Source organism: Streptomyces actuosus (assembly GCF_016921115.1).
Taxonomy (GTDB): Bacteria; Actinomycetota; Actinomycetes; order Streptomycetales; family Streptomycetaceae; genus Streptomyces; species Streptomyces actuosus_A.
In genome coordinates, this window is sequence record NZ_JAFFZS010000002.1 from 228,817 (window position 1) to 250,391 (window position 21,575).

Here is a 21,575-nt window from a genome sequence, read left to right on the forward strand (position 1 = left end):
GACTGTGCAGAAGAAAAAGTTGCCCAGAAGGATCAAGATCACTTCGAGCTGTGTGCACAAGGACGCACAACAAGAGGGCAAGTAAGGGCCACAAGCACGTTGCATCACTTACCTGTGGACGGTTAGATTGATGCCCATGACACAGGCTCCCCCGGCACCCCAGGTCGTCCGCCGCCGCCATGACCGAGAGATCATCGCGCTGGCTGTCCCGGCCTTCGGTGCACTCGTCGCCGAGCCTCTCTTCGTCCTGGCCGACAGCGCCATCGTGGGCCACCTCGGCACCCGCCGACTCGCCGGGCTCGGTATCGCCTCCGCCCTGCTCACGACAGCCGTCAGTGTCTTCGTGTTCCTCGCCTACGCCACCACAGCGGCCGTGGCCCGCAGAGTCGGCGCCGGCGACCTCCGGGCCGCGATCCGTCAGGGAATGGACGGGATCTGGCTGGCTCTGCTCCTGGGAGCGGCCGTCATCGTCCTCACTCTGCCCGCAGCGCCCGGCCTCGTGGACCTCTTCGGCGCCTCGTCCACAGCAGCCCCGTACGCCGTCACCTATCTGCGCATCTCTGCGCTCGGCATCCCGGCCATGCTCGTCGTGCTCGCCGCGACGGGCGTTCTGCGAGGGCTGCAGGACACGAAGACGCCGCTCTACGTCGCGGTCGCGGGTTTCGTCGCCAACGCCGCACTGAACGCCGCCCTCGTCTACGGCGCAGGCCTCGGCATCGCCGGGTCGGCGTGGGGAACCGTCATCGCACAGTGCGCCATGGCAGTGGTCTATCTGCGGGTCGTCGTGCGCGGTGCGCGCCGGCACGGCGCCTCGCTGCGTCCCGACGCCGCAGGGATACGGGCCTCCGCCCACGCCGGTGCACCGCTTCTGGTGCGCACACTGTCGCTGCGGGCGATTCTGCTGATCGCCACGGCTGTCGCCGCCCGCCTGGGGGACGCCGACGTCGCCGCCCACCAGATCATCCTGTCACTGTGGAGCCTGCTGGCATTCGCCCTCGACGCCATCGCCATCGCCGGGCAAGCGATCATCGGGCGGTATCTCGGAGCAGGCGACACCATGGGGGCACGCAACGCCTGTCGCCGCATGGTGGAGTGGGGCATCGCCGCCGGTGTTGTCCTCGGAGTGCTGGTGATCCTGGCCCGGCCCGTGTTTCTGCCGCTGTTCACCAGCGACACCGCGGTCACCGGGGCGGCGCTGCCCGCCCTGGTCATCGTGGCGCTCTCCCAGCCGATCTCCGGGATCGTCTTCGTCCTGGACGGCGTTCTGATGGGCGCCGGCGACGGGCCCTACTTGGCCGGGGCGATGCTGCTCACCCTGGCCGTCTTCGCTCCCGCGGCGCTCCTCGTACCGGCCTTGGGCGGTGGTCTGACCGCCGTGTGGGCCGCGATGACGCTGATGATGGCCGTTCGGATGCTGACGCTCTGGCTGCGTGCCCGCTCGGGTCGCTGGCTGGTGACCGGAGCGACGCGATGACCGTCACCCGCCGCACCCGTTTCACGTGAAACTGCCACAGCACGTACCCGTCCGGCAGGCGAGGCGAAAAAGGAAACGGCCGCACCCCGTAGGGTGCGGCCGTTTCCGCAGCTGTTCACGCCGGTACGGCGATCAGGCCGCGACGACCTCGACGCTGACCTTGGCGGCCACCTCGGGGTGCAGACGCACGGACGTCTCGTGGGCGCCCAGGGTCTTGATCGGCGCACCGATCTCGATGCGACGCTTGTCGACCTCGGGACCGCCGGCAGCCTTGATCGCGGACGCGACGTCGGCCGGGGTGACGGAACCGAAGAGACGGCCGGCGTCGCCGGAGCGGACGGCCAGGCGGACCTTCACGCCCTCGAGCTGGGCCTTGACCTGATTGGCCTGCTCGATGGTCTGGATCTCGTGGATCTTGCGAGCGCGACGGATCTGCTCGACGTCCTTCTCGCCGCCCTTGGTCCAGCGGATCGCGAAGTTCCGCGGGATCAGGTAGTTGCGAGCGTAACCGTCCTTGACGTCGACGACGTCGCCCGCGGCACCGAGGCCGGAGACCTCGTGGGTGAGGATGATCTTCATGAGTCGGTCACCCTTCCCTTAGCGCGCGGTGGAGGTGTAGGGCAGCAGCGCCATCTCACGGCTGTTCTTCACGGCCGTGGCGACGTCACGCTGGTGCTGCGTGCAGTTGCCGGTCACGCGGCGGGCACGGATCTTGCCGCGGTCGGAAATGAACTTCCGCAGCATGTTCGTGTCCTTGTAGTCCACGTACGTGACCTTGTCCTTGCAGAAAGCGCAGACCTTCTTCTTCGGCTTGCGCACAGGCGGCTTCGCCATGGTGTTTCTCCTGTGTGATCAAGAAGTTTGGGTACGACCCGCCCTCGACCGGATCGGGCCCGGGTCACCGGGCCCTCAGGCCTAGAAGGGGGGCTCGTCCGAGTAGCCGCCACCGCCACCGCTGCCGCCGGAGCCGCCACCCCAGCCGCCGCCCTGCTGGCCGCCGGCGGGAGAGCCGGTCGCCCAGGGGTCGTCGGCGGGAGCGCCGCCCTGCTGGCCGCCGGCCTGCTGGCCGCCGCCGGAGCCGCCGCCCCAGCCGCCGCCCTGCTGGCCGCCACCGCCGTAGCCGCCCTGGCCACCGCGGCCGGTGGTCTTGGTGACCTTGGCCGTGGCGTTGCGCAGGCTGGGCCCGACTTCCTCGACGTCCAGCTCGAAGACCGTGCGCTTGACACCCTCACGGTCCTCGTAGGACCGCTGCTTCAGCCGGCCCTGCACGACGACGCGCATGCCTCGCTGAAGCGACTCGGCGACGTTCTCGGCCGCCTGGCGCCAGACCGAGCAGGTCAGGAACAGGCTCTCGCCGTCCTTCCACTCGTTGGTCTGGCGGTCGAAGGTACGGGGAGTGGACGCGACACGGAACTTCGCGACCGCCGCACCGGAAGGGGTGAAGCGCAGCTCGGGGTCGTCGACAAGATTGCCGACGACCGTGATGACGGTCTCGCCTGCCATGGGGGAACCTCTCGGCGGGTTTGCTGCTGGCTGCTGGTGGTGCTACTCGAAACCCGAGATCAGCTGAGCGGGAGAGCTCAGTGGGTCTCGGGGCGGAGGACCTTGGTCCGGAGGACCGACTCGTTCAGGTTCATCTGGCGGTCGAGCTCCTTGACGACCGCAGGCTCGGCCTGCAGGTCGATGACCGAGTAGATGCCCTCGGGCTTCTTCTTGATCTCGTACGCGAGACGACGACGGCCCCAGGTGTCGACCTTCTCCACCTTGCCGCCGCCATCACGGACGACGGAAAGGAAGTTCTCGATCAGCGGGGAGACAGAACGCTCCTCGAGATCGGGGTCGAGGATGACCATCACCTCGTAGTGACGCATGTGGAACCCACCTCCTCTGGACTCAACGGCCACGGTCGTTCCGTGGCAGGAGGGTTGTGATGCGTACGCAACGGTATCGGCCACCACTGACAATCGCGGGTTCCCGCAGACCGTCGCGGGCCCCACCGGGGGTCCCTCTCGGGATTCCCTCGTGCGGCCTGGGCAGACACCGGTGCAGACGGTACAGCCTACCCGCACACCCGCTTCCGGTTGAAATCAAGGCCCCGCGACCGTCAATCTGTACACATCGGGTGTGTATGGCGCTACGATGCGCCGTCTTCCGCAGGAGGTGCCCTATGGCACAGGCATTGCGACCCAACACCGCCGGAGGCCTTCTCTCCACGGACGGCAAGCCCCATCCCCTCCAGGATTCCCTGCTCGTGGTCACCCTGGTGCTGGGCCTGACGTCCTTCATCACCGCGCTGACAGCCGACAGCCTGCACCTGCTCAGCTCCTGGGCCGGTCTGGTCGGGATCCTCACGGGCGCCTACGGCCAGTGGATCTCGGAGACGACACGTGAGCGCTTCGGCCTCGTGGTGGGACTCGGTGCCTCGGGTGTCGGCTTCTTCCTCGGAATGGCGAACGGAGGCCTGTTCGGCGGGCTCGTCAGCTGACACGACGGCCCGTCCGACCAGTCGGGGCGCTCGCAGGGCGCAGTAGGCTTCGGCGCGAGAGCCGGAGCCCCTGTACCCATGGGGACACACCAGCCCGAGGAGCGCCCCGAATGAGCCTGACCCTGAGGACCATCAGTCGCGAGCAGCATCTGGCCTACATCCAGAGCCTGCCGGCGGCGAGCCACATGCAGGTCCCGGCCTGGGCCGACGTGAAGGCGGAGTGGCGCTCGGAGAGCCTGGGCTGGTTCGACGAGCGGACCGGCGAGATGGTCGGCGCGGGCCTGGTTCTCTACCGGCAGCTGCCCAAGATCAAGCGCTACCTGGCCTATCTGCCCGAGGGCCCGGTCATCAACTGGTTCGCGCCGAACCTCCAGGACTGGATCGAGCCGATGCTGGCGCATCTGAAGCAGCAGGGCGCCTTCTCGGTGAAGATGGGCCCGCCGGTGATCATCCGACGATGGAACGCAGAAACCATCAAGCGGGGCATCCAGGACCAGGACGTGAAGCGGCTGCGCGACCTGGAGGCCGACTTCATCGAGCCGCGCGCCTTCGAGGTGGCCGACAAACTGCGCCGTATGGGCTGGCAGCAGGGCGAGGACGGCGGGGCCGGCTTCGGCGACGTCCAGCCTCGCTACGTCTTCCAGGTGCCCCTGGCGAACCGCTCGCTGGAGGAGGTGCACAAGAACTTCAACCAGCTGTGGCGCCGCAACATCAAGAAGGCCGAGAAGGCGGGCGTCGAGGTCGTCCAGGGCGGTTACCACGACCTGGAGGAGTGGCAGCGGCTGTACGAGATCACCGCCGTGCGCGACCACTTCCGGCCTCGCCCGCTGTCGTACTTCCAGCGCATGTGGACGGCTCTCAACACCGAGGACCCCAACCGTATGCGGCTGTACTTCGCCCGCCACAACGGCGTGAACCTCGCCGCGGCGACGATGCTCGTCGTCGGCGGACACGTCTGGTACTCCTACGGCGCCTCCGACAACATCGGCCGCGAGGTCCGTCCCTCGAACGCCATGCAGTGGACCATGCTGCGCGACGCGTACGCCCTGGGCGCCACGGTCTACGACCTGCGCGGCATCTCCGACTCGCTGGACGAGACCGACCACCTCTTCGGCCTCATCCAGTTCAAGGTCGGCACGGGCGGGCAGGCTGCCGAGTACCTCGGCGAATGGGACTTCCCGCTGAACAAGCTGCTCCACAAGGCGCTCGACCTCTACATGTCGCGCCGCTGAACCGCCACACTTTCTCTCTCACCCCCATAGACCGTTTAGACCAGAAAGGTTCCGGGTCCGGCCATGGCGCTCACGCTCTACGTCGACACCGCGCGCTGGCGGGCGCACCACAAGCACGTGCAGGAGCAGTTCCCGGGACTCGTCCCGGTCTGCAAGGGCAACGGCTACGGCTTCGGGAACGAGCGGCTCGCGGAAGAGGCCACACGACTGGGTGCGGACCTGCTCGCCGTCGGCACGACCTACGAGGCCGCGCGGATCAAGGACTACTTCAGTGGTGACCTGCTGGTGCTGACGCCGTACCGGCGCAGCGAGGAGGCGGTACCGCTGCCCGACCGCGTCATCCGCTCCGTGTCGTCCGTCGACGGCGTGTACGGCCTGGTGGGCGCGCGGATCGTCATCGAGGTGATGTCCTCGATGAAGCGGCACGGCATCAGCGAGGAGGACCTGCCCCACCTGCACGCCGCCATAGAGAACGTGCGCCTGGAGGGCTTCGCCATCCACCTGCCGCTGGACCGCACCGACGGCTCGGACGCCGTAGAGGAGGTCATCGGCTGGATGGACCGGCTGCGTGCGGCCCGGCTGCCCCTGCACACGATGTTCGTCAGCCACCTCAAGGCCGAGGAACTGCAGCGCCTGCAGCAACAGTTCCCGCAGACCCGCTTCCGCGCCCGGATCGGTACGCGGCTGTGGCTCGGGGACCACGAGGCCACGGAGTACCGCGGTGCGGTCCTCGACGTCACCCGTGTCTCCAAGGGCGACCGGTTCGGGTACCGGCAGCAGAAGGCGGCCTCCGACGGCTTCCTGGTGGTCGTGGCGGGCGGTACGTCCCACGGAGTGGGACTGGAGGCCCCGAAGGCGATGCACGGCGTCATGCCCCGTGCCAAGGGCGTCGCCCGGGCCGGTCTGGCGACGGTGAACCGGAACCTCTCACCGTTCGTGTGGTCCGGCAAGCAGCGCTGGTTCGCCGAACCCCCGCACATGCAGGTGTCGATCCTGTTCGTGCCGTCGGATGCCGAGGAGCCGAGGGTCGGCGACGAACTGGTCGCCCATCTGCGCCATACGACCACGCAGTACGACCGCCTCATGGACCGCTGAGCCGGCGGCAGAAGCAGCAGGCCGTACCCGGAGTCTTCCGGATACGGCCTCGTGCACGACCGGACGGATCGTAGCCCGTCCGCCTTCGCTCAGAGCGGGCCGTCGGCGGGGTTCTGGTGGCCCCATTCGACCGCGGGCCCGTGGTGGGCGGCGTGGCGCGGCGCATGAGCCGTCTCCCCGAGCACGAATCTGTCCTCCGCCCCGTCGAGGACGCCGCCCGACGGATCGTCGTCACCGGCCTGGCGCACCACGTCGCGCTCGGGCATGAGGATGTCGCGCACCACGACGGCACACAGGTAGAGCGTGCCCAGCAGATGGACCGCGATCGCCACGTGGTAGCCGTCGGTCGGCAGGCCCTTGTGGGCGTCCCCACTGGTCGTGTAGGCGAGATACATCCAGATCCCCAGGAAGTACATGACCTCGCAGGCCTGCCAGATCAGGAAGTCCCGCCATCTGGGCCGGGCCAGCGCGGCGAGCGGGACCAGCCACAGGACGTACTGCGGCGAGTAGACCTTGTTGGTGAGGATGAGCGCCGCGACGACCAGGAAGGCGAGCTGCGCGAAGCGGGGCCGGCGCGGCGCGGTGAGGGTGAGGACGGCGATCCCCACGCAGCACAGCAGCACCAGCACCGGGGCGAGGAGGTTGACGGTGTCCGTGGACAGCGGATGGCTCGACTTCTGGGCCATGATCAGCCAGAAAGAGCCGAAATCGACGCCCCGGTCATGGCTGAACCGGTAGAACTTCAGCCAGCCGTCGGTGGCGAAGAACGCCACGGGCACATTCACCACGAGCCACGCGACGACGGCACCGGCCACCGCCTTGCCGAAGTCCCGCCACTTGCCCGCACGCCAGCACAGCAACAGCAGCGGCCCGAGGAGCAGGAACGGGTAGAACTTGGCGGCCGTGGCGAGCCCCAGCAGCACACCGAAGGCAACGGAACGGCCTCGGGCCCACATCAGCATCGCGGCGGCCGTCAGGGCGACCGCGAGCAGGTCCCAGTTGATGGTGGCCGTCAGAACGTAGGCAGGCGCCAGAGCGACCAGCAGACCGTCCCAGGGGCGCCGGGCGTGCGTCCGGGCGACACAGACGGCGACGACGGCCGCGCAGACCATCAGCATTCCGGCGTTGACCATCCAGTACCACTGCTCCTGGTGCTGGATGCTGCCGCTGCCGGGGGTCAGCCAAGCGGCCACCTCCATGAACACACCGGTGAGGACCGGATACTCGAGGTAGTCCATGTCACCGGGCAGCTTGTCGAAGTACGGCACCAGCCCGTCGGCGAAACCGCGCCCCTGGTACAGGTGCGGGATGTCGGAGTAGCAGGCGTGCGTGTACTGGGAGCTGGCGCCGAAGAACCAGGCGCCGTTGTAGCAGGGCGCCTTCTGCACCAGTCCGAGGGCGAACATGCCGATCGCCACAAGCACGACGATCCGCACCGGCGTCCACCAGCTCGCCCCCACCAGGACCCTGCGGCCGAGCGGGCCCCCGATCAGCTCACCGCCGGCCGCGGCCACCGGATCATTCTTGGTGGGGGGCACCGGCTCGGGCTCGTGCACGCGCATCGGCGTCGATTCTGCACTGGGCATGGGGAACATCCTGCCGTACATGGCTGGGAATACGCCGAGGGCCGCCGCACCGGGGGCGGTGCGGCGGCCCTCGATTCACGTGAAACGGCTGGAGGTTTCACGTGAAACACGCATGGCGGGCAGCAGGAGAGCTATCCGGACGTGCCTCCGAGGAAGCCACCGGGCCCGTTGCCCTTGCCACCCCCGCTGCTACTGACACTCGGACTCGGACTCGGTGACGAACTCACCCCACCGTCCGTGCCTCCCGTGGTCGTACCCCCTGTGGTGGTGCCTCCCGTGGTGGGATCACACTTCCAGCTCCACCCGTTACAGGTCTGGCTCGGCGTGGGCGAGGGGCTGGTCAGCGTCTCGCTCGGGGTCGGCGTCGGCGTCGGGCTCTCCACCACCGTCTCCGTGGGCGTGGGAGACGGGCTCGGGGTGTCGTTGATGATCTTTCCGAGGGGTGTGGCCTCGGGGAAGGGCTCATGGTCGGCGTTCTTCAACGCCTTGGACATGTAGTCCTTCCAGATCTGTGCCGGGATGTCACCACCGTGGATGGACTCCACGCCACCGGTGCCGTTCATGGAGAGCAGCTTGCCCTCGGCCGGATCGGTGCGGAACAACGTGACGGCCGTCGACAGCTCCCGGGTGTAGCCGACGAACCACGCCGACTTGTTCTTGTCGGTCGTACCCGTCTTGCCCGCCGTCGGGAAGCCGATGTCGGCGATCTTCTTCGCCGTACCGTTCTTGACCACGTTCTCCAGGACGTTCGTCACGTTGTCGGCGACGTTCGCCTCCATGGCCTGCGACCCCTTGGGGGCCTCGAACTTCGGAAGCTCCTGGCCGTCCTTGATGACCTTGACGACCGAGTAGGGCTCGTAGTGCTCGCCGGAGGCCGCGAAGGTGGCGTAGGCGTCAGCCATGCGGATCGCGCTCGGCGTCGAGGTACCGAGGGAGAAGGAGACGTTGTTGAGGTTCGCCTTGTCGAAGGACTCGGGCAGGATGCCGATCGACTTCGCGACCTCCCGGGTCTTGCTCAGGCCCACGTCGACGCCGAGCTGGGCGAACGGCGAGTTGATCGACTGCTCCATGGCCTTCTTGAGCGTGATCATGCCCCAGGCCCGCGGACCCTCGTTCTTCTGCCGGAAGGGCTTGCCGTCGGCGCCCATGATCGGCTCGCCCTGCTGGTTCCTGATCACCAGAAGGTCGTCGCCGTTGTACTTGGCCATGGGCGACAGCGGCTCGCCCGCCGTCTGGTAGGTGCCGTACTCCATCGCGGCGGCCAGGACGATGGGCTTCCAGGTCGAGCCGACCGGCACACCCTGCGTGTTCGCGTTGTTCGTGTAGTGACCCTTGTCGTAGCCCTCGCCACCGTAGAGCGCCACGATGGCACCGCTCTTCGGGTCCACCGAGGAGGCACCGAACTGGACGAACTTGTCCTTCTCCTCCTTGTCGGGATGGAGGAAGCCCTTCTGGGTCTTCTTGACCGCTGCCTCGAGCTCCTTGACCCGGGTCTTGTCGAAGGTCGTGTAGATCCGGTAGCCGCCCTGTTCCAGCTGCTCGGGCGTCAGGCCGGTCTTCTTCGCCACGTAGTCCTTGGCGATGTCGATCAGGTATCCGGTCTGCCCGGTCAGCGACGAGGTCTTCTGCTTGAGCTTGGGGAACTCCTTGACGTCGGCCCGTTCCGCCGGCGACAACCGGTCCACCTCGACCATGCGGTCCAGGATCCAGTTCCACCGCTCCTTGGCCCGCGCGGTGTTCGCCTCGGGCGTCGCGTTGGCTCCGACGCCGCCGTCAGGGTTGTAGAGGTTCGGCCCCTTGAGCAGGGACGCGAGGAACACGCACTGCTCCGTGCTCAGGTCCTTGGCGTCCACGCCGAAGTAGGCCTGTGCGGCGGCCTGGATGCCGTAGGCGTTGCGCCCGTAGTAGGCGGTGTTCAGGTAGCCCGCGAGGATGTCGTCCTTCGACAGCTGCGAGCCCACCTTGATGGAGATGAACAGCTCCTTGAACTTTCGGGAGAGCGTCTGCTCCTGGCTCAGGTAGGTGTTCTTCACGAACTGCTGCGTGATGGTCGAGCCGCCCTGCGTCTGGCCGCCGCGCGCCATGTTGGCCAGGGCGCGCGCGATTCCCATCGGGTCGACGCCCTTGTCGGTGTAGAAGGAGGCGTTCTCGGCCGCGACCACCGCGTTCTTCATCGCCTTGGGGATCTCGGCGTTGGTCACGATCTGGCGGTTCGTCTGGCCGCCCGTGGCCGCCATCTGTGACCCGTCGGCCCAGTAGAAGACGTTGTTCTGCGCCAGCGCGGTCTGGTTCGGGTTCGGGACGCTGACCATGGCGTAGCCGATGCCCGCCACCGCCACCATGCTGCCCATGAAGCCGATGAACATCCCCGCGACCAGCTTCCACGACGGCACCCAGCGACGCCAGCCGTACTTCGCCGCACGCGGATAGTCGATGAGCCGGTTCCTGGCGGGCGCGGTCGAGCGTCCGCGGCCCGCCGGAGCGTTGCTCCGGCCCCCGCGCCCCGGCTCGGCCCCTCGGCGGCGCCCGCCTGTGCTTCTCTGCGCAGCGCGCCGGGTCTCGGCACGGCCGCCGTACGACCGGCCCTCCCCGGTCGACGCGTAGGCGTCGGAACCATGTTGATCCGGCCCGTACGAGCCGGACGGAGACCCAGTGGCGCCTCGCGGTGCCGCCCGGCGGCCGGAGGACGGGCCGGGCTGGCCGCGTCGGGCTCCGGCCCGTCCGCCTCCCTGTGGCTGCGGCGGTTTGCGACGGTGCTCGCTCATCGAACGATTACTCCTCGGGCAGGCGCACCCTTGCGCGCCTGGAAACGGCGGCTGGTTTCCGGTCCCCCCGAAGTACGGATGCGGCTGGACCCGCATTCACCCGTACTGCACCGAGAACGATGACGTCCTCGGATGTCACTCGGTTCCCGGTGGTGTGCATGGCGCACAGACTACGCACCGCCAAAACCCGTCGAGTCCCGAAGTTCACCCCAAATCAGGCAACTTGCCACCGGCGAAACGGCGATGTGATCCCGTTCACCGCCGTTCCCCTTGTCGTGCCCGGAAGGCCGTTCTATCGTGCTGATGTATCGAGTCGATACATCAGCGCGAGATAAGCCGTAGCAGGGCCGAGAGGAGGCGATCATGAGCCGGCGTTCCGGGATCCTCGAGTTCGCCGTACTCGGGCTGCTCCGTGAATCTCCGATGCACGGCTATGAGCTGCGCAAACGACTCAACACCTCACTGGGCGTGTTCCGGGCGTTCAGCTACGGGACGCTGTATCCCTGCCTCAAGACGCTGGTCGCCAACGGCTGGTTGATCGAGGAACAGGGCACCACGGCCGAGCCCGGCACCGCGCTCGCGGGGCGCCGGGCAAAGATCGTGTACCGATTGACGGCAGAAGGTAAGGAACACTTCGAGGAGCTCCTGTCCCAGACGGGACCCGACGCCTACGAGGACGAGCACTTCGCCGCTCGCTTCGCCTTCTTCGGACAGACCTCGCGCGACGTCCGCATGCGTGTGCTGGAGGGCCGCCGCAGCCGGCTGGAGGAGCGGCTGGAGAAGATGAGCGCCTCGCTGGCACGCACGCGGGAGCGTCTCGACGACTACACACTTGAGCTGCAGCGCCACGGGATGGAGTCCGTGGAGCGCGAAGTGCGCTGGCTGAACGAGCTCATCGAGAGCGAGCGGGCGGGGCGGGATCTGAAAGGATCCGCCACCGGGGGGACCGGGGGGACCGCTCAGCAGGACACCACATCTGGAGCGACGGGCGGCCTGCCCCGGTCCGGGGGCGACCCCCGGCCGGATACGCCCGACGACACCGCCACGTGAGCGCCCATTCAGGGCCTCACTCGTACACACAGGGAGCAACCGGAATGGGTTCGGTTCGCGTAGCCATCGTCGGCGTGGGCAACTGCGCCGCCTCGCTGGTACAGGGAGTCGAGTACTACAAGGACGCCGACCCGGCGTCCAAGGTGCCGGGCCTGATGCACGTCCAGTTCGGCGACTACCACGTCAAGGACGTCGAGTTCGTCGCCGCCTTCGACGTGGACGCCAAGAAGGTCGGCCTCGACCTCGCGGACGCGATCGGCGCCTCCGAGAACAACACCATCAAGATCTGCGACGTCCCCAACACCGGTGTGACGGTCCAGCGCGGCCACACCCTCGACGGCCTCGGCAAGTACTACCGTGCCACCATCGAGGAGTCCGCCGAGGAGCCGGTCGACGTCGTCCAGATCCTGAAGGACAAGCAGGTCGACGTCCTCGTCTGCTACCTGCCCGTCGGTTCCGAGGCCGCGGCGAAGTTCTACGCCCAGTGCGCCATCGACGCCAAGGTCGCCTTCGTCAACGCTCTGCCGGTCTTCATCGCCGGTACCAAGGAGTGGGCGGACAAGTTCACCGAGGCGGGCGTCCCGATCGTCGGTGACGACATCAAGTCGCAGGTCGGCGCCACCATCACGCACCGTGTCATGGCGAAGCTGTTCGAGGACCGCGGTGTCGTCCTGGACCGCACGATGCAGCTGAACGTCGGTGGCAACATGGACTTCAAGAACATGCTCGAGCGCGAGCGCCTGGAGTCCAAGAAGATCTCCAAGACACAGGCCGTCACCTCCCAGATCCCCGACCGGGAGCTCGGCGAGAAGAACGTCCACATCGGCCCGTCCGACTATGTCGCCTGGCTCGACGACCGCAAGTGGGCGTACGTCCGCCTCGAGGGCCGCGCCTTCGGTGACGTCCCGCTGAACCTGGAGTACAAGCTCGAGGTCTGGGACTCCCCGAACTCGGCCGGTGTCATCATCGACGCGCTGCGCGCCGCGAAGATCGCCAAGGACCGCGGTATCGGCGGCCCGATCCTGTCGGCGTCGTCGTACTTCATGAAGTCCCCGCCGGTGCAGTACTTCGACGACGAGGCCCGCGAGAACGTCGAGAAGTTCATCCACGGCGAGGTCGAGCGCTGACCCCCGTCATGCGCTGAAAGCTCCTGCCAGGGCTGGGAGGGTCCCCGAGGCGTCATGCCCGGGGACCCTCCCATGTCCCGGCCCGACGTCCCGCGGCCCCGCCCCCTCCCGGGACGTCGGGCCGTCCGACGGCCTCCCGCCTCCCGCCTCCCGGCGCCCTCCACTCCTGCCACCCGTGGGCACCCCTGTATGTGAGGCTGTGCCGCATGGCCGTCGTCCGTGATCTGCGCGTGCTGCTCCGCTTCCGGAACTTCCGGCGTCTGCTCGCGGTACGGCTGCTCTCCCAGGGCGCTGACGGCGTCTACCAGGTGGGGCTCGCCACCTACGTGGTCTTCTCCCCGGAGCGGCAGACCTCACCGGCCGCGATCGCCTCCGCGATGGCGGTGCTGCTGCTGCCGTACTCCCTCGTGGGCCCCTTCGCCGGGGTCCTGCTGGACCGCTGGCGGCGCCGCCAGGTCCTCGTCCACGGCAACCTGCTGCGCGCGCTGACGGCGACGGTGACGGCCGTACTGATCGCCGGCCAGGTCCCGGTCTGGCTCTTCTACGCCTCCGCGCTCTGTGTGACCGCCGTCAACCGCTTCGTCCTGGCCGGCCTGTCCGCCGCCCTCCCGCGGGTGGTCGACACCGAGCGCCTGGTGATGGCCAACTCCCTGTCCCCGACCGCCGGGACGCTCGCCGCCGTCGTGGGAGGCGGACTCGCCTTCGTCGTACGCCTGGGCGTTTCCGACTCCGACGCCACCGTGGTGATGCTCGGGGCGGCGCTGTACCTGTGCGCGATGCTGGCCTCGCTGCGCATGGCCCCGGATCTGCTGGGCCCGGACCGGGTCTGGGCGGGACCGCGGGTGGGGGACGTACTCAGGGGCACCGCCCGCGGCCTGGCATCCGGGGTCCGGCACCTCGCCGAACCGGCGCGGCGGGAGGCCGCCCGCGCGCTGGCGGCGATGACGCTCATGCGGTTCTGCTACGGCGCGCTGACCGTCCTGGTGCTGATGCTGTGCCGGTACGCCTGGTCGTCCGACACCGAGCAGGGGCTGGCCCTGCTGGGGCTTGCGGTGGCCGTCTCCGGGGCGGGGTTCTTCGCGGCGGCCCTGGTGACGCCGTGGGCGGCCGGGCGGCTCGGGCCGATCCGCTGGATCGCCGTCTGCGCCGGCGCGGCGGCGGTGCTGGAACCGTTGCTCGGCCTGACGTTCTCCGAGGTTCCCGGACTCGTCGCGGCGTTCGTGCTGGGTCTGGTCACCCAGGGCGCGAAGATCGCCACCGACACGGTCGTGCAGTCCTCGGTCGACGATGCGTTCCGCGGGCGGATCTTCTCGGTCTACGACGTGCTGTTCAACGTCGCCTTCGTCGGTGCCGCGGGGGTGGCTGCCGTGATGCTGCCGCCCGACGGACGGTCAGTGCCGCTCGTGATCACCGTGGCCGGTGTCTACGGAGTGATTGCCATGACTTTGATCCGTTTTGATCATCAGTGAGGATCACATCAGGGCTACAGAGTTGCGACGGTAGAGCAAAGTGGCCAGTGGGACCGAGTAACTTACGTGGGTCTTATCTCGCGCCCAGCGCGCACGTACCCACGTTCTAGGGGGACCCCCGAAGTGACCACTCCGCCGCCCCACGGTCAGAACCCGTACGCCCAGACGCCCCCGCCCGCGGGTCAGGAGCCTGGCCAGCAGGGAGTCCCGCCGCAGGGTGCCCCCTACGCGCCGTTCCCGAACCAGGCCGGTCCGGGCGCCCCGGCGGGGGCTCCGGTGCCGCCGCAGGGCGGCACCGCCAAGCGTGCGGGCAAGAAGGTGGCCCGTATCGCCGGCATCATCGTCGTCGCCGTCATCATCGCTGCCATCAAGTTCGGCATAGCCGACTGGCTGACCGAGTCGGACGCTCACGCCACCTCGGTGGGGGCGTGCATGCACAACGCCGGCACCGAGTCGAAGCCGGACCTGAAGGAAGTCGACTGCTCCTCCAGCAAGGCGCAGTTCAAGGTCGTCGAGAAGTTCGCCGACACCACCGACGACTCGAAGTGCGAGGCCGTCCAGGAAGCGACGATCTCCTACATCGAGAGCGGCAGCGACGATGTCGTGCTCTGCCTGAAGGAGACGCCCTGATCGCCTGAGGGCCATACGTCAGAGGGCGGTGTTTCACGTGAAACACCGCCCTCCGTCATTCCCGCATGGCGTGCAGGAGGGGCATGTTTCACGTGAAACATGCCCCCGTTCCGTGGGTCAGTCCTGCTCGGCCCACCACTCCTTGAGCGCGGACACTGCCTGGTCGTACTCCATCGGGCCGTTCTCCAGGCGGAGCTCCAGGAGGTACTTGTAGGCCTTGCCGACCATGGGACCGGGACGGACGCCCAGGACCTCCATGATCTGGTTGCCGTCGAGGTCGGGCCGGATGGCGTCCAGCTCCTCCTGCTCCTGCAACTGGGCGATGCGCTCCTCCAGGCCGTCGTAGGCCCGGGAAAGAGCGCCAGCCTTGCGCTTGTTGCGCGTGGTGCAGTCGGAGCGGGTCAGCTTGTGCAGGCGCTCCAGGAGAGGGCCCGCGTCACGGACGTACCGGCGCACCGCGGAGTCCGTCCACTCACCCGTGCCGTAGCCGTGGAACCGCAGGTGGAGCTCGACCAGCCGGGAGACGTCCTTCACCAGCTCGTTGGAGTACTTGAGTGCCGTCATGCGCTTCTTGGTCATCTTCGCGCCGACGACCTCGTGATGATGGAAGGAGACCCTGCCGTCCTTCTCGAAGCGGCGCGTGCGCGGCTTGCCGATGTCGTGCAGCAGCGCGGACAGCCTCAGCGCCAGGTCGGGACCGTCGCTCTCCAGAGCCATCGCCTGTTCCAGGACGATCAAGGTGTGCTCGTAGACGTCCTTGTGCCGGTGGTGCTCGTCGCTCTCCAGCCGAAGGGCGGGCAGCTCCGGCAGAACATGTTCGGCCAGCCCGGTGTCGACCAGGAGGGTCAGCCCCTTGCGCGGGTGGGAGGAGAGAACGAGCTTGTTGAGTTCGTCCCGGACCCGCTCGGCCGAGACGATCTCGATGCGGTCGGCCATCTCCCGCATCGCCGTGACGACCTCGGGCGCGACCTCGAAGTCCAGCTGGGCGGCGAAGCGCGCGGCGCGCATCATCCGCAGCGGATCGTCCGAGAAGGACTCCTCCGGGGTGCCGGGCGTGCGCAGGACCCGCGTCTCCAGGTCGTCGAGACCGCCGTGCGGGTCGATGAACCGCTTCTCGGGAAGCTCCACGGCCATCGCGTTGACGGTGAAGTCGCGACGGACCAGATCCTCCTCGATGGAGTCGCCGTACGAGACCTCCGGCTTGCGAGAGGTCCTGTCGTAGGCCTCCGACCGATAGGTGGTGACCTCGATCTGATAGCCACCCTTCTGGGCTCCGACCGTGCCGAAGGCGATGCCGACCTCCCACAGGGCGTCCGCCCAGGGCCGCAGGATCTTCAGGACGTCCTCGGGGCGGGCGTCCGTGGTGAAGTCCAGGTCGTTGCCGAGCCGGCCGAGCAACGCGTCGCGGACCGAGCCTCCGACGAGGGCCAGCGAGAAGCCGGCCTGCTGGAAGCGCCGGGCGAGGTCGTCGGCGACGGGGGCGACCCGCAGCAGTTCGCTCACCGCGCGCTGCTGCGCCTGGGTCAGGGAAGGGGGAGTGTCTTCGTTGGCGTTCGGCACAACAGAAGAGGGTACGTGCACCGGCAGCCGCCGAGCTCCCGGATATGAGAGGCCAGGGTCACCTCGGCCGATACCGATACAAGGCGTGTGGTTACCGCGCAAGTCATGCCTCCTCCGCAGAGCGGCGGATTCGGGACACTCGGTCAGCGGTCCCCGATCTTGTGGAGCAGTCCGCGGCACTTACTCTCAGCGCACCTCGTTACCATGCGTGGACGCACATTCCGACGACCACTGACGACGACGAGGGACGGGCGAGCGCGTGGCCGAGGCGGCAGACTTCCAGGGGACGAGTCCCTCACCTGCCCGCCGGTGGCTCCGGCGCACCGCGGCCCTGCTGGCCGGAGCACCCCTGCTGGCCGGACTCCTCCAGCTGCCGGCCGCTCAGAGCGCCGGTGCCGCCCCGCAGAAGGCGACGGGCTCCCGCACGGTCGCGGTCGCCGTGGACTCCCTCGACCCCGGCGTTCTGGGTGACGGGGACACTCTCACCGTGTCGGGCACGGTCACGAACAACGGTAGGCAGACCGTCACCGACGCCCGTGTGGACCTGCGGCTGGGGCCTGAACTCTCCACCCGCTCGATGATCGACTCCATCGCGAAGCGTACCGGGTACCTCCCGGGGACCGACGGCTCGGCCCTCGGCGGCAAGTACGTCACAAAGATCGACAAGCTCGCCCCGGGTGTCGCGCAGCATTTCAGCATCGCCGTGCCCGCCGACGAACTGGACCTCGGCGACAACGGCGTCTACCAGCTCGCTGTCTCGCTGTCCGGCAGCACCGCGGCACAGTCGTGGGAGCACGTTCTCGGCATCCAGCGGACCTTCCTTCCCTGGCAGCCCGAGGAGGCCCGGACCAAGACGAAGACCACGTTCCTGTGGCCACTGGTCTCCACCGTCCACATGACGGCCGAGACGGGGCCCGGCGAGCAGCAGACGCCGGTCTTCCTCGACGACGACCTGGCGCAGGAGATCTCCCCGGGCGGCCGGCTGGACCAGCTGGTGTCGCTCGGCCGGAGCCTCGACGTCACCTGGGTCGTCGACCCGGACCTGCTGGCCTCGGTCGACGCGATGACCGGCAGCTACCGCGTCCGCGGGGACGGCGACACCACCACCGCCGGCACCCATCAGGCGGTCGCCAAACAGTGGCTCGCCCAACTGCAGCAGGCGGTGGCCGACGAGGAGGTGGTCGCTCTTCCCTTCGCCGACCCGGACCTGGCCTCCCTCGCGCACAACGGCACGAGCGTCACCGGCTCACTCAGCCAGCTCAAGGCGGCCTCCGACGTCGCCGCCACCACGGTGCGGACCGTGCTGCACGTCACGCCGAGCACCGACTTCGCCTGGCCCGTGGAAGGCGCCGTCGACCCCTCCATCGTCAAGGTCGCCACGTCCGCCGGCGCCGACAAGGTGATCGCGCGCAGCGACAGCCTCAAGGAGACCAGCGGGCTGTGGTACACGCCGTCGGCGGCCCGCCCCGTCGGTGGCGGCACCACGGCCGTCGTGGCCGACGCCGACCTGTCCACGGCGTTCCAGGGGGACCTGACGAAGGCGTCCTCCGCCACCCTAGCCGTGCAGCGGTTCCTGGCCCAGAGCCTGGAGCTGAACCTACAGACGTCCAAGCAGCGCAGCATCGTCGTCGCCCCGCAGCGCATGCCGACCAGCAGCCAGGCGCAGGCGATGGCCGCGGCCCTGACGGCCCTCCAGGGCGGCACCTGGTCGCAGGCACAGCAGCTCACCGCGGCCGCCAAGGCCGAGCCGGACCCGGACGCCACCACGAAGATCCCGTACACGTCGTCGTACCGCTCGTCGCTGCGCAAGCAGCAGCTGCCGCGGTCGGCCTTCCAGCAGATCGCGACGACGCAGGACAAGCTCGACAACTTCCAGGTCGTCCTCACCGACGAGTCCCGCGTCGCCACTCCCTTCGGGCTGGCCGTGAACCGCGAGATGTCGACGTCGTGGCGGGGCCGGGCGACGCAGGCAAGCACGTTCCGGCAGGGCGTGGAGGGCCACCTCGCCACGCTCTCCGACCAGGTCGGGCTGATCGAGAAGTCCGACACCAAGCTGTCCGGGCGCAGCGCCACGATCCCGGTGACGGTCCAGAACAACCTGGTCCAGGGCGTCGACCACCTGGTGCTGCGGCTGACGTCGACCAACTCCACCCGTCTGAAGATCGGTGGCAAGAGCTTCGACGAGCAGCCCATCGCGGTCTCCGGCGGGCACAGCCAGACGGTGAAGTTCACCACCTCGGCCAACGTCAACGGCCAGACCACGGTGATCGCGCAGCTGTACACACAGGACGGCCGGACCTACGGTGCCCCCGTGACCTTCGACGTGAAGGTCACCGAGATCACGGCTGCGGTGATGCTGGTCATCGGCGGCGGTGTGCTACTGCTCGTCCTGGCCGGTTTCCGCATGTACACCCAGCGCAAGCGGGCCGCCGCACGCGCCGCCGACGACGGTTCCGGTGCGGCGGACGAGACGGAAGGCGAGGGGGAGAACCCGCAGAGCCCCGCCGAACGTCTCAGCGAGGAGTCCGGCACCGAGGCACGGGCGGACGGCCCGCAGCAGCCGAGTGACCCGGCACCGGACACCGCAGCGGAAAACACCGGCCCGTCCGGGACGGGTGAGAGAGTGGACCGTTGAGGATGACGTGGCCGTGGGCCCGGGACGACGAGGTGGGGTAACCATGAACGCGCCGTACGACGGTGACCGCGGCCAGGCCGTGGGCAGCTCGGGTCGCCCCGAGGGCCCACCACCCGAGCACGGCCAGGTGCCGCCGCAGCATCCCGCGGACATGTACCTCCAGGACGCCTACGACCAGGACCCCTACCGGGCCCAGGACCTGTCCGCCCAGGACCCGGTCGCCGAGGCCCTCTACGACCGCGCCGCGCACCCCCCGCCGCCCCCGAGCGCCCAGGCGCCTCAGCAGCCCCTGTACGGGCAGCCGGCGCAGTCTCCGTACGCGCCCGACCCGCATGTGTGGGCGCAGACCCCGGCGCCGGAACCGGAGGGTCCCACGCAACACCTGCCCTACGGCGACGACCCCCGGACCACGCAGTACGTGGGCGTCGACGACCTGGTCACCCAGGCGGGCGAGGAGGAGCTCCACGAGCCGGACGCCTTCGCCCACCTGTTCCGCGACCAGCAGCAGGGCGGCCCCCGCCCGGTGCAGGAATCCCCCTCGGTCCCGGGACCGGCTGTGGCACCCGCCGGAGACGGCCCGGTGCCGCAGCACCAGGCACAGACGGCGCCGGTCGCGCCCATGGACGACCGGACCATGAACCTCGGCACGGCGCCCGTGGAGGCCCCCACACCTGGTCCGGCATCGGCTCCCGCACCGCCCCCCGCTGCCGCGGCCCCCGCGCCCGCGGCGAAGAAGGGCGGGCGCGCGGCGGGCCTGCTGCAGTCCAGCGCCGTGATGGCGGCCGGCACGATGGTCTCCCGCCTCACCGGCTTCATCCGTTCCGCGCTGATCGTCTCCGCGCTCGGCGTCGGCCTGCTCGGTGACACCTTCCAGGTCGCCTACCAGCTGCCGACGATGATCTACATCCTCACCGTCGGCGGCGGCCTGAACTCCGTGTTCGTTCCTCAGCTGGTGCGCGCGATGAAGGAGGACGAGGACGGCGGCGAGGCCTACGCCAACCGGCTGCTGACGCTGGTCATGGTGGCCCTCGGCCTGCTCACCGTCGCCGCGGTCTTCGCCGCGCCGGTCCTGATCCGCCTGCTGTCGGACTCGGTCGCCAGCGACCCCGCGGCCCACGACGTCGGTGTCACCTTCGTCCAGTTCTTCCTGCCGTCCATCTTCTTCATGGGCATCCACGTGGTGATGGGCCAGATCCTCAACGCCCGTGGGAAGTTCGGCGCGATGATGTGGACACCGGTCCTCAACAACATCGTCATCATCGTGACGCTGGGTACGTTCATCTGGGTCTACGGCACCTCCGCCGACTCCGGCATGACGGTCACCAGCATCCCGCCGGAAGGGCAGCGCCTCCTCGGCATCGGTGTCCTGCTCGGCCTCGTGGTGCAGGCGCTGGCGATGATCCCGTACCTGCGGGAGACCGGCTTCAGGATGCGGCTGAGGTTCGACTGGAGGGGGCACGGCCTGGGCAAGGCGGTCACCCTCGCCAAGTGGACCTTCCTGTTCGTGCTCGCCAACCAGGCCGGCGCACTGGTCGTGTCCCAGCTGTCCACCTCGGCCGGCAAGGCGTCGCCCGTCGACGGCACCGGCTTCGCCGCCTACGCCAACGCCCAGCTGATCTGGGGGCTGCCGCAGGCCATCATCACCGTCTCGCTGATGGCCGCCCTGCTGCCGCGGATCTCCCGCTCCGCCGCCGAGGGCGACGGCGGCGCCGTCCGCGACGACATCTCGCAGGGCCTGCGCACCACGGCCGTCGCGATCGTCCCGATCGCCTTCGGCTTCCTCGCACTGGGCATCCCGATGTGCACGCTGATCTTCGGTTCTTCGGGCACCAGCGAGGCCACCAACATGGGATTCATGCTCATGGCGTTCGGGCTCGGCCTGATCCCCTACTCCGTGCAGTACGTCGTCCTGCGCGCGTTCTACGCCTACGAGGACACCCGAACCCCCTTCTACAACACGGTCATCGTGGCCGCGGTCAACGCGGGCGCCTCGGCCCTGTGCTTCTTCCTGCTTCCCTCGCGCTGGGCCGTGGTGGGCATGGCCGCCGCCTACGGCCTGGCCTACGCCATCGGGGTGGGCGTGGCCTGGAGCCGCCTGCGCAAGCGGCTCGGCGGCGACCTGGACGGCGCACGCGTCCTGCGCACCTACGCGCGCCTGTGCATCGCCTCCGTTCCCGCCGCCGTGCTCAGCGGCGCCGCCTGCTACGGCATCGGACACACGATCGGCCAGGGTGCCGGAAGCTCCTTCGTCGCGCTGCTGGCGGGCGGGGCCGTGCTGCTCGGCATCTTCTACATCGCCGCCCGCCGCATGCGGATCGAGGAACTGAACTCCCTCGTCGGCATGGTGCGCGGGCGACTGGGACGCTGAAAGGGGGTAGGCGCACAACCAACTGTCACCGTCGCGTGTCGTGCAGAGCGACGGTCTGTGGGCACAATTGGTGTCGGCGTCGGACGGCGCGCTCGTTGT

The 21,575-nt window shown here is 68.8% G+C and carries 17 protein-coding genes; 10 read left to right on the top strand and 7 right to left on the bottom strand.

From position 1 onward, the window contains the following. Nucleotides 1-136 precede the first annotated feature (136 nt). Nucleotides 137-1,474 carry an MATE family efflux transporter gene (locus JS756_RS03985; protein ID WP_205381496.1) on the top strand — a complete coding sequence of 446 codons (1,338 nt, stop codon included), beginning with the start codon at nucleotides 137-139 and terminating at the stop codon, nucleotides 1,472-1,474. A gap of 132 nt (nucleotides 1,475-1,606) precedes the next feature. Here the strand turns inward: JS756_RS03985 and rplI are convergent, their stop codons facing one another. The 4 genes from rplI to rpsF all read right to left on the bottom strand — a co-directional run bounded on the left by rplI (nucleotide 1,607) and on the right by rpsF (nucleotide 3,345). Next, a complete protein-coding gene (gene rplI / locus JS756_RS03990; RefSeq protein ID WP_205381497.1) occupies nucleotides 1,607-2,053 on the bottom strand; it encodes a 50S ribosomal protein L9 in 447 nt (148 codons plus the stop codon). Between the two features lie 18 nt (nucleotides 2,054-2,071). Then, entirely contained in the window at nucleotides 2,072-2,308 is a 237-nt protein-coding gene (gene rpsR / locus JS756_RS03995) for a 30S ribosomal protein S18 (RefSeq protein ID WP_003949403.1), read from the bottom strand. A gap of 81 nt (nucleotides 2,309-2,389) precedes the next feature. Further along, complete coding sequence (locus tag JS756_RS04000; RefSeq protein WP_205381498.1) at nucleotides 2,390-2,977, bottom strand: single-stranded DNA-binding protein; 588 nt, start codon at nucleotides 2,975-2,977, stop codon at nucleotides 2,390-2,392. Nucleotides 2,978-3,054: 77 nt separating this feature from the next. Beyond that, nucleotides 3,055-3,345, bottom strand: a complete 291-nt coding sequence (gene rpsF, locus JS756_RS04005) for a 30S ribosomal protein S6 (RefSeq protein ID WP_009189556.1) — start codon at nucleotides 3,343-3,345, stop codon at nucleotides 3,055-3,057. A gap of 296 nt (nucleotides 3,346-3,641) precedes the next feature. Between rpsF and JS756_RS04010 the strand changes: the two genes are divergently transcribed. The 3 genes from JS756_RS04010 to JS756_RS04020 all read left to right on the top strand — a co-directional run bounded on the left by JS756_RS04010 (nucleotide 3,642) and on the right by JS756_RS04020 (nucleotide 6,286). Next, nucleotides 3,642-3,959, top strand: coding sequence for a hypothetical protein (locus JS756_RS04010; protein WP_205381499.1), 318 nt, complete (start codon nucleotides 3,642-3,644; stop codon nucleotides 3,957-3,959). 110 nt (nucleotides 3,960-4,069) lie between these two features. Beyond that, the gene (gene femX, locus JS756_RS04015) at nucleotides 4,070-5,191 is read left to right on the top strand and encodes a peptidoglycan bridge formation glycyltransferase FemX (RefSeq protein ID WP_205381500.1); all 1,122 of its coding nucleotides are present in this window, start codon (nucleotides 4,070-4,072) and stop codon (nucleotides 5,189-5,191) included. 63 nt (nucleotides 5,192-5,254) lie between these two features. Next, complete coding sequence (locus JS756_RS04020) at nucleotides 5,255-6,286, top strand: alanine racemase (RefSeq protein ID WP_205381501.1); 1,032 nt, start codon at nucleotides 5,255-5,257, stop codon at nucleotides 6,284-6,286. Nucleotides 6,287-6,375: 89 nt separating this feature from the next. Here JS756_RS04020 and JS756_RS04025 read toward each other — a convergent pair whose 3' ends face one another. Further along, nucleotides 6,376-7,881, bottom strand: a complete 1,506-nt coding sequence (locus JS756_RS04025) for a glycosyltransferase family 87 protein (protein WP_205381706.1) — start codon at nucleotides 7,879-7,881, stop codon at nucleotides 6,376-6,378. A 122-nt stretch (nucleotides 7,882-8,003) separates the two neighbouring features. Beyond that, the gene (locus JS756_RS04030) at nucleotides 8,004-10,637 is read right to left on the bottom strand and encodes a transglycosylase domain-containing protein (protein ID WP_205381502.1); all 2,634 of its coding nucleotides are present in this window, start codon (nucleotides 10,635-10,637) and stop codon (nucleotides 8,004-8,006) included. Between the two features lie 363 nt (nucleotides 10,638-11,000). Here JS756_RS04030 and JS756_RS04035 point away from each other — a divergent pair, with 363 nt between their 5' ends. From JS756_RS04035 to JS756_RS04050, 4 genes are all read left to right on the top strand, one after another. Continuing rightward, the gene (locus tag JS756_RS04035; RefSeq protein WP_205381503.1) at nucleotides 11,001-11,687 is read left to right on the top strand and encodes a PadR family transcriptional regulator; all 687 of its coding nucleotides are present in this window, start codon (nucleotides 11,001-11,003) and stop codon (nucleotides 11,685-11,687) included. A gap of 44 nt (nucleotides 11,688-11,731) precedes the next feature. Next, complete coding sequence (locus JS756_RS04040; RefSeq protein ID WP_205381504.1) at nucleotides 11,732-12,814, top strand: inositol-3-phosphate synthase; 1,083 nt, start codon at nucleotides 11,732-11,734, stop codon at nucleotides 12,812-12,814. A 206-nt stretch (nucleotides 12,815-13,020) separates the two neighbouring features. Then, nucleotides 13,021-14,283, top strand: coding sequence for an MFS transporter (locus tag JS756_RS04045; RefSeq protein WP_205381505.1), 1,263 nt, complete (start codon nucleotides 13,021-13,023; stop codon nucleotides 14,281-14,283). A gap of 123 nt (nucleotides 14,284-14,406) precedes the next feature. Beyond that, nucleotides 14,407-14,913 (top strand): LppU/SCO3897 family protein, encoded by a 507-nt coding sequence (locus JS756_RS04050; protein ID WP_205381506.1) that lies wholly within the window; start codon nucleotides 14,407-14,409, stop codon nucleotides 14,911-14,913. Nucleotides 14,914-15,030: 117 nt separating this feature from the next. Here the strand turns inward: JS756_RS04050 and JS756_RS04055 are convergent, their stop codons facing one another. Beyond that, nucleotides 15,031-16,473 (bottom strand): CCA tRNA nucleotidyltransferase, encoded by a 1,443-nt coding sequence (locus tag JS756_RS04055; protein WP_205381507.1) that lies wholly within the window; start codon nucleotides 16,471-16,473, stop codon nucleotides 15,031-15,033. 259 nt (nucleotides 16,474-16,732) lie between these two features. On the opposite strand from JS756_RS04055, the gene JS756_RS04060 reads away from it, so the two are divergent. Further along, nucleotides 16,733-19,108 carry a DUF6049 family protein gene (locus JS756_RS04060; protein WP_205381508.1) on the top strand — a complete coding sequence of 792 codons (2,376 nt, stop codon included), beginning with the start codon at nucleotides 16,733-16,735 and terminating at the stop codon, nucleotides 19,106-19,108. 43 nt (nucleotides 19,109-19,151) lie between these two features. Continuing rightward, nucleotides 19,152-21,476, top strand: a complete 2,325-nt coding sequence (murJ, locus tag JS756_RS04065) for a murein biosynthesis integral membrane protein MurJ (RefSeq protein WP_205381509.1) — start codon at nucleotides 19,152-19,154, stop codon at nucleotides 21,474-21,476. The last annotated feature ends 99 nt before the right edge of the window (nucleotides 21,477-21,575 follow it).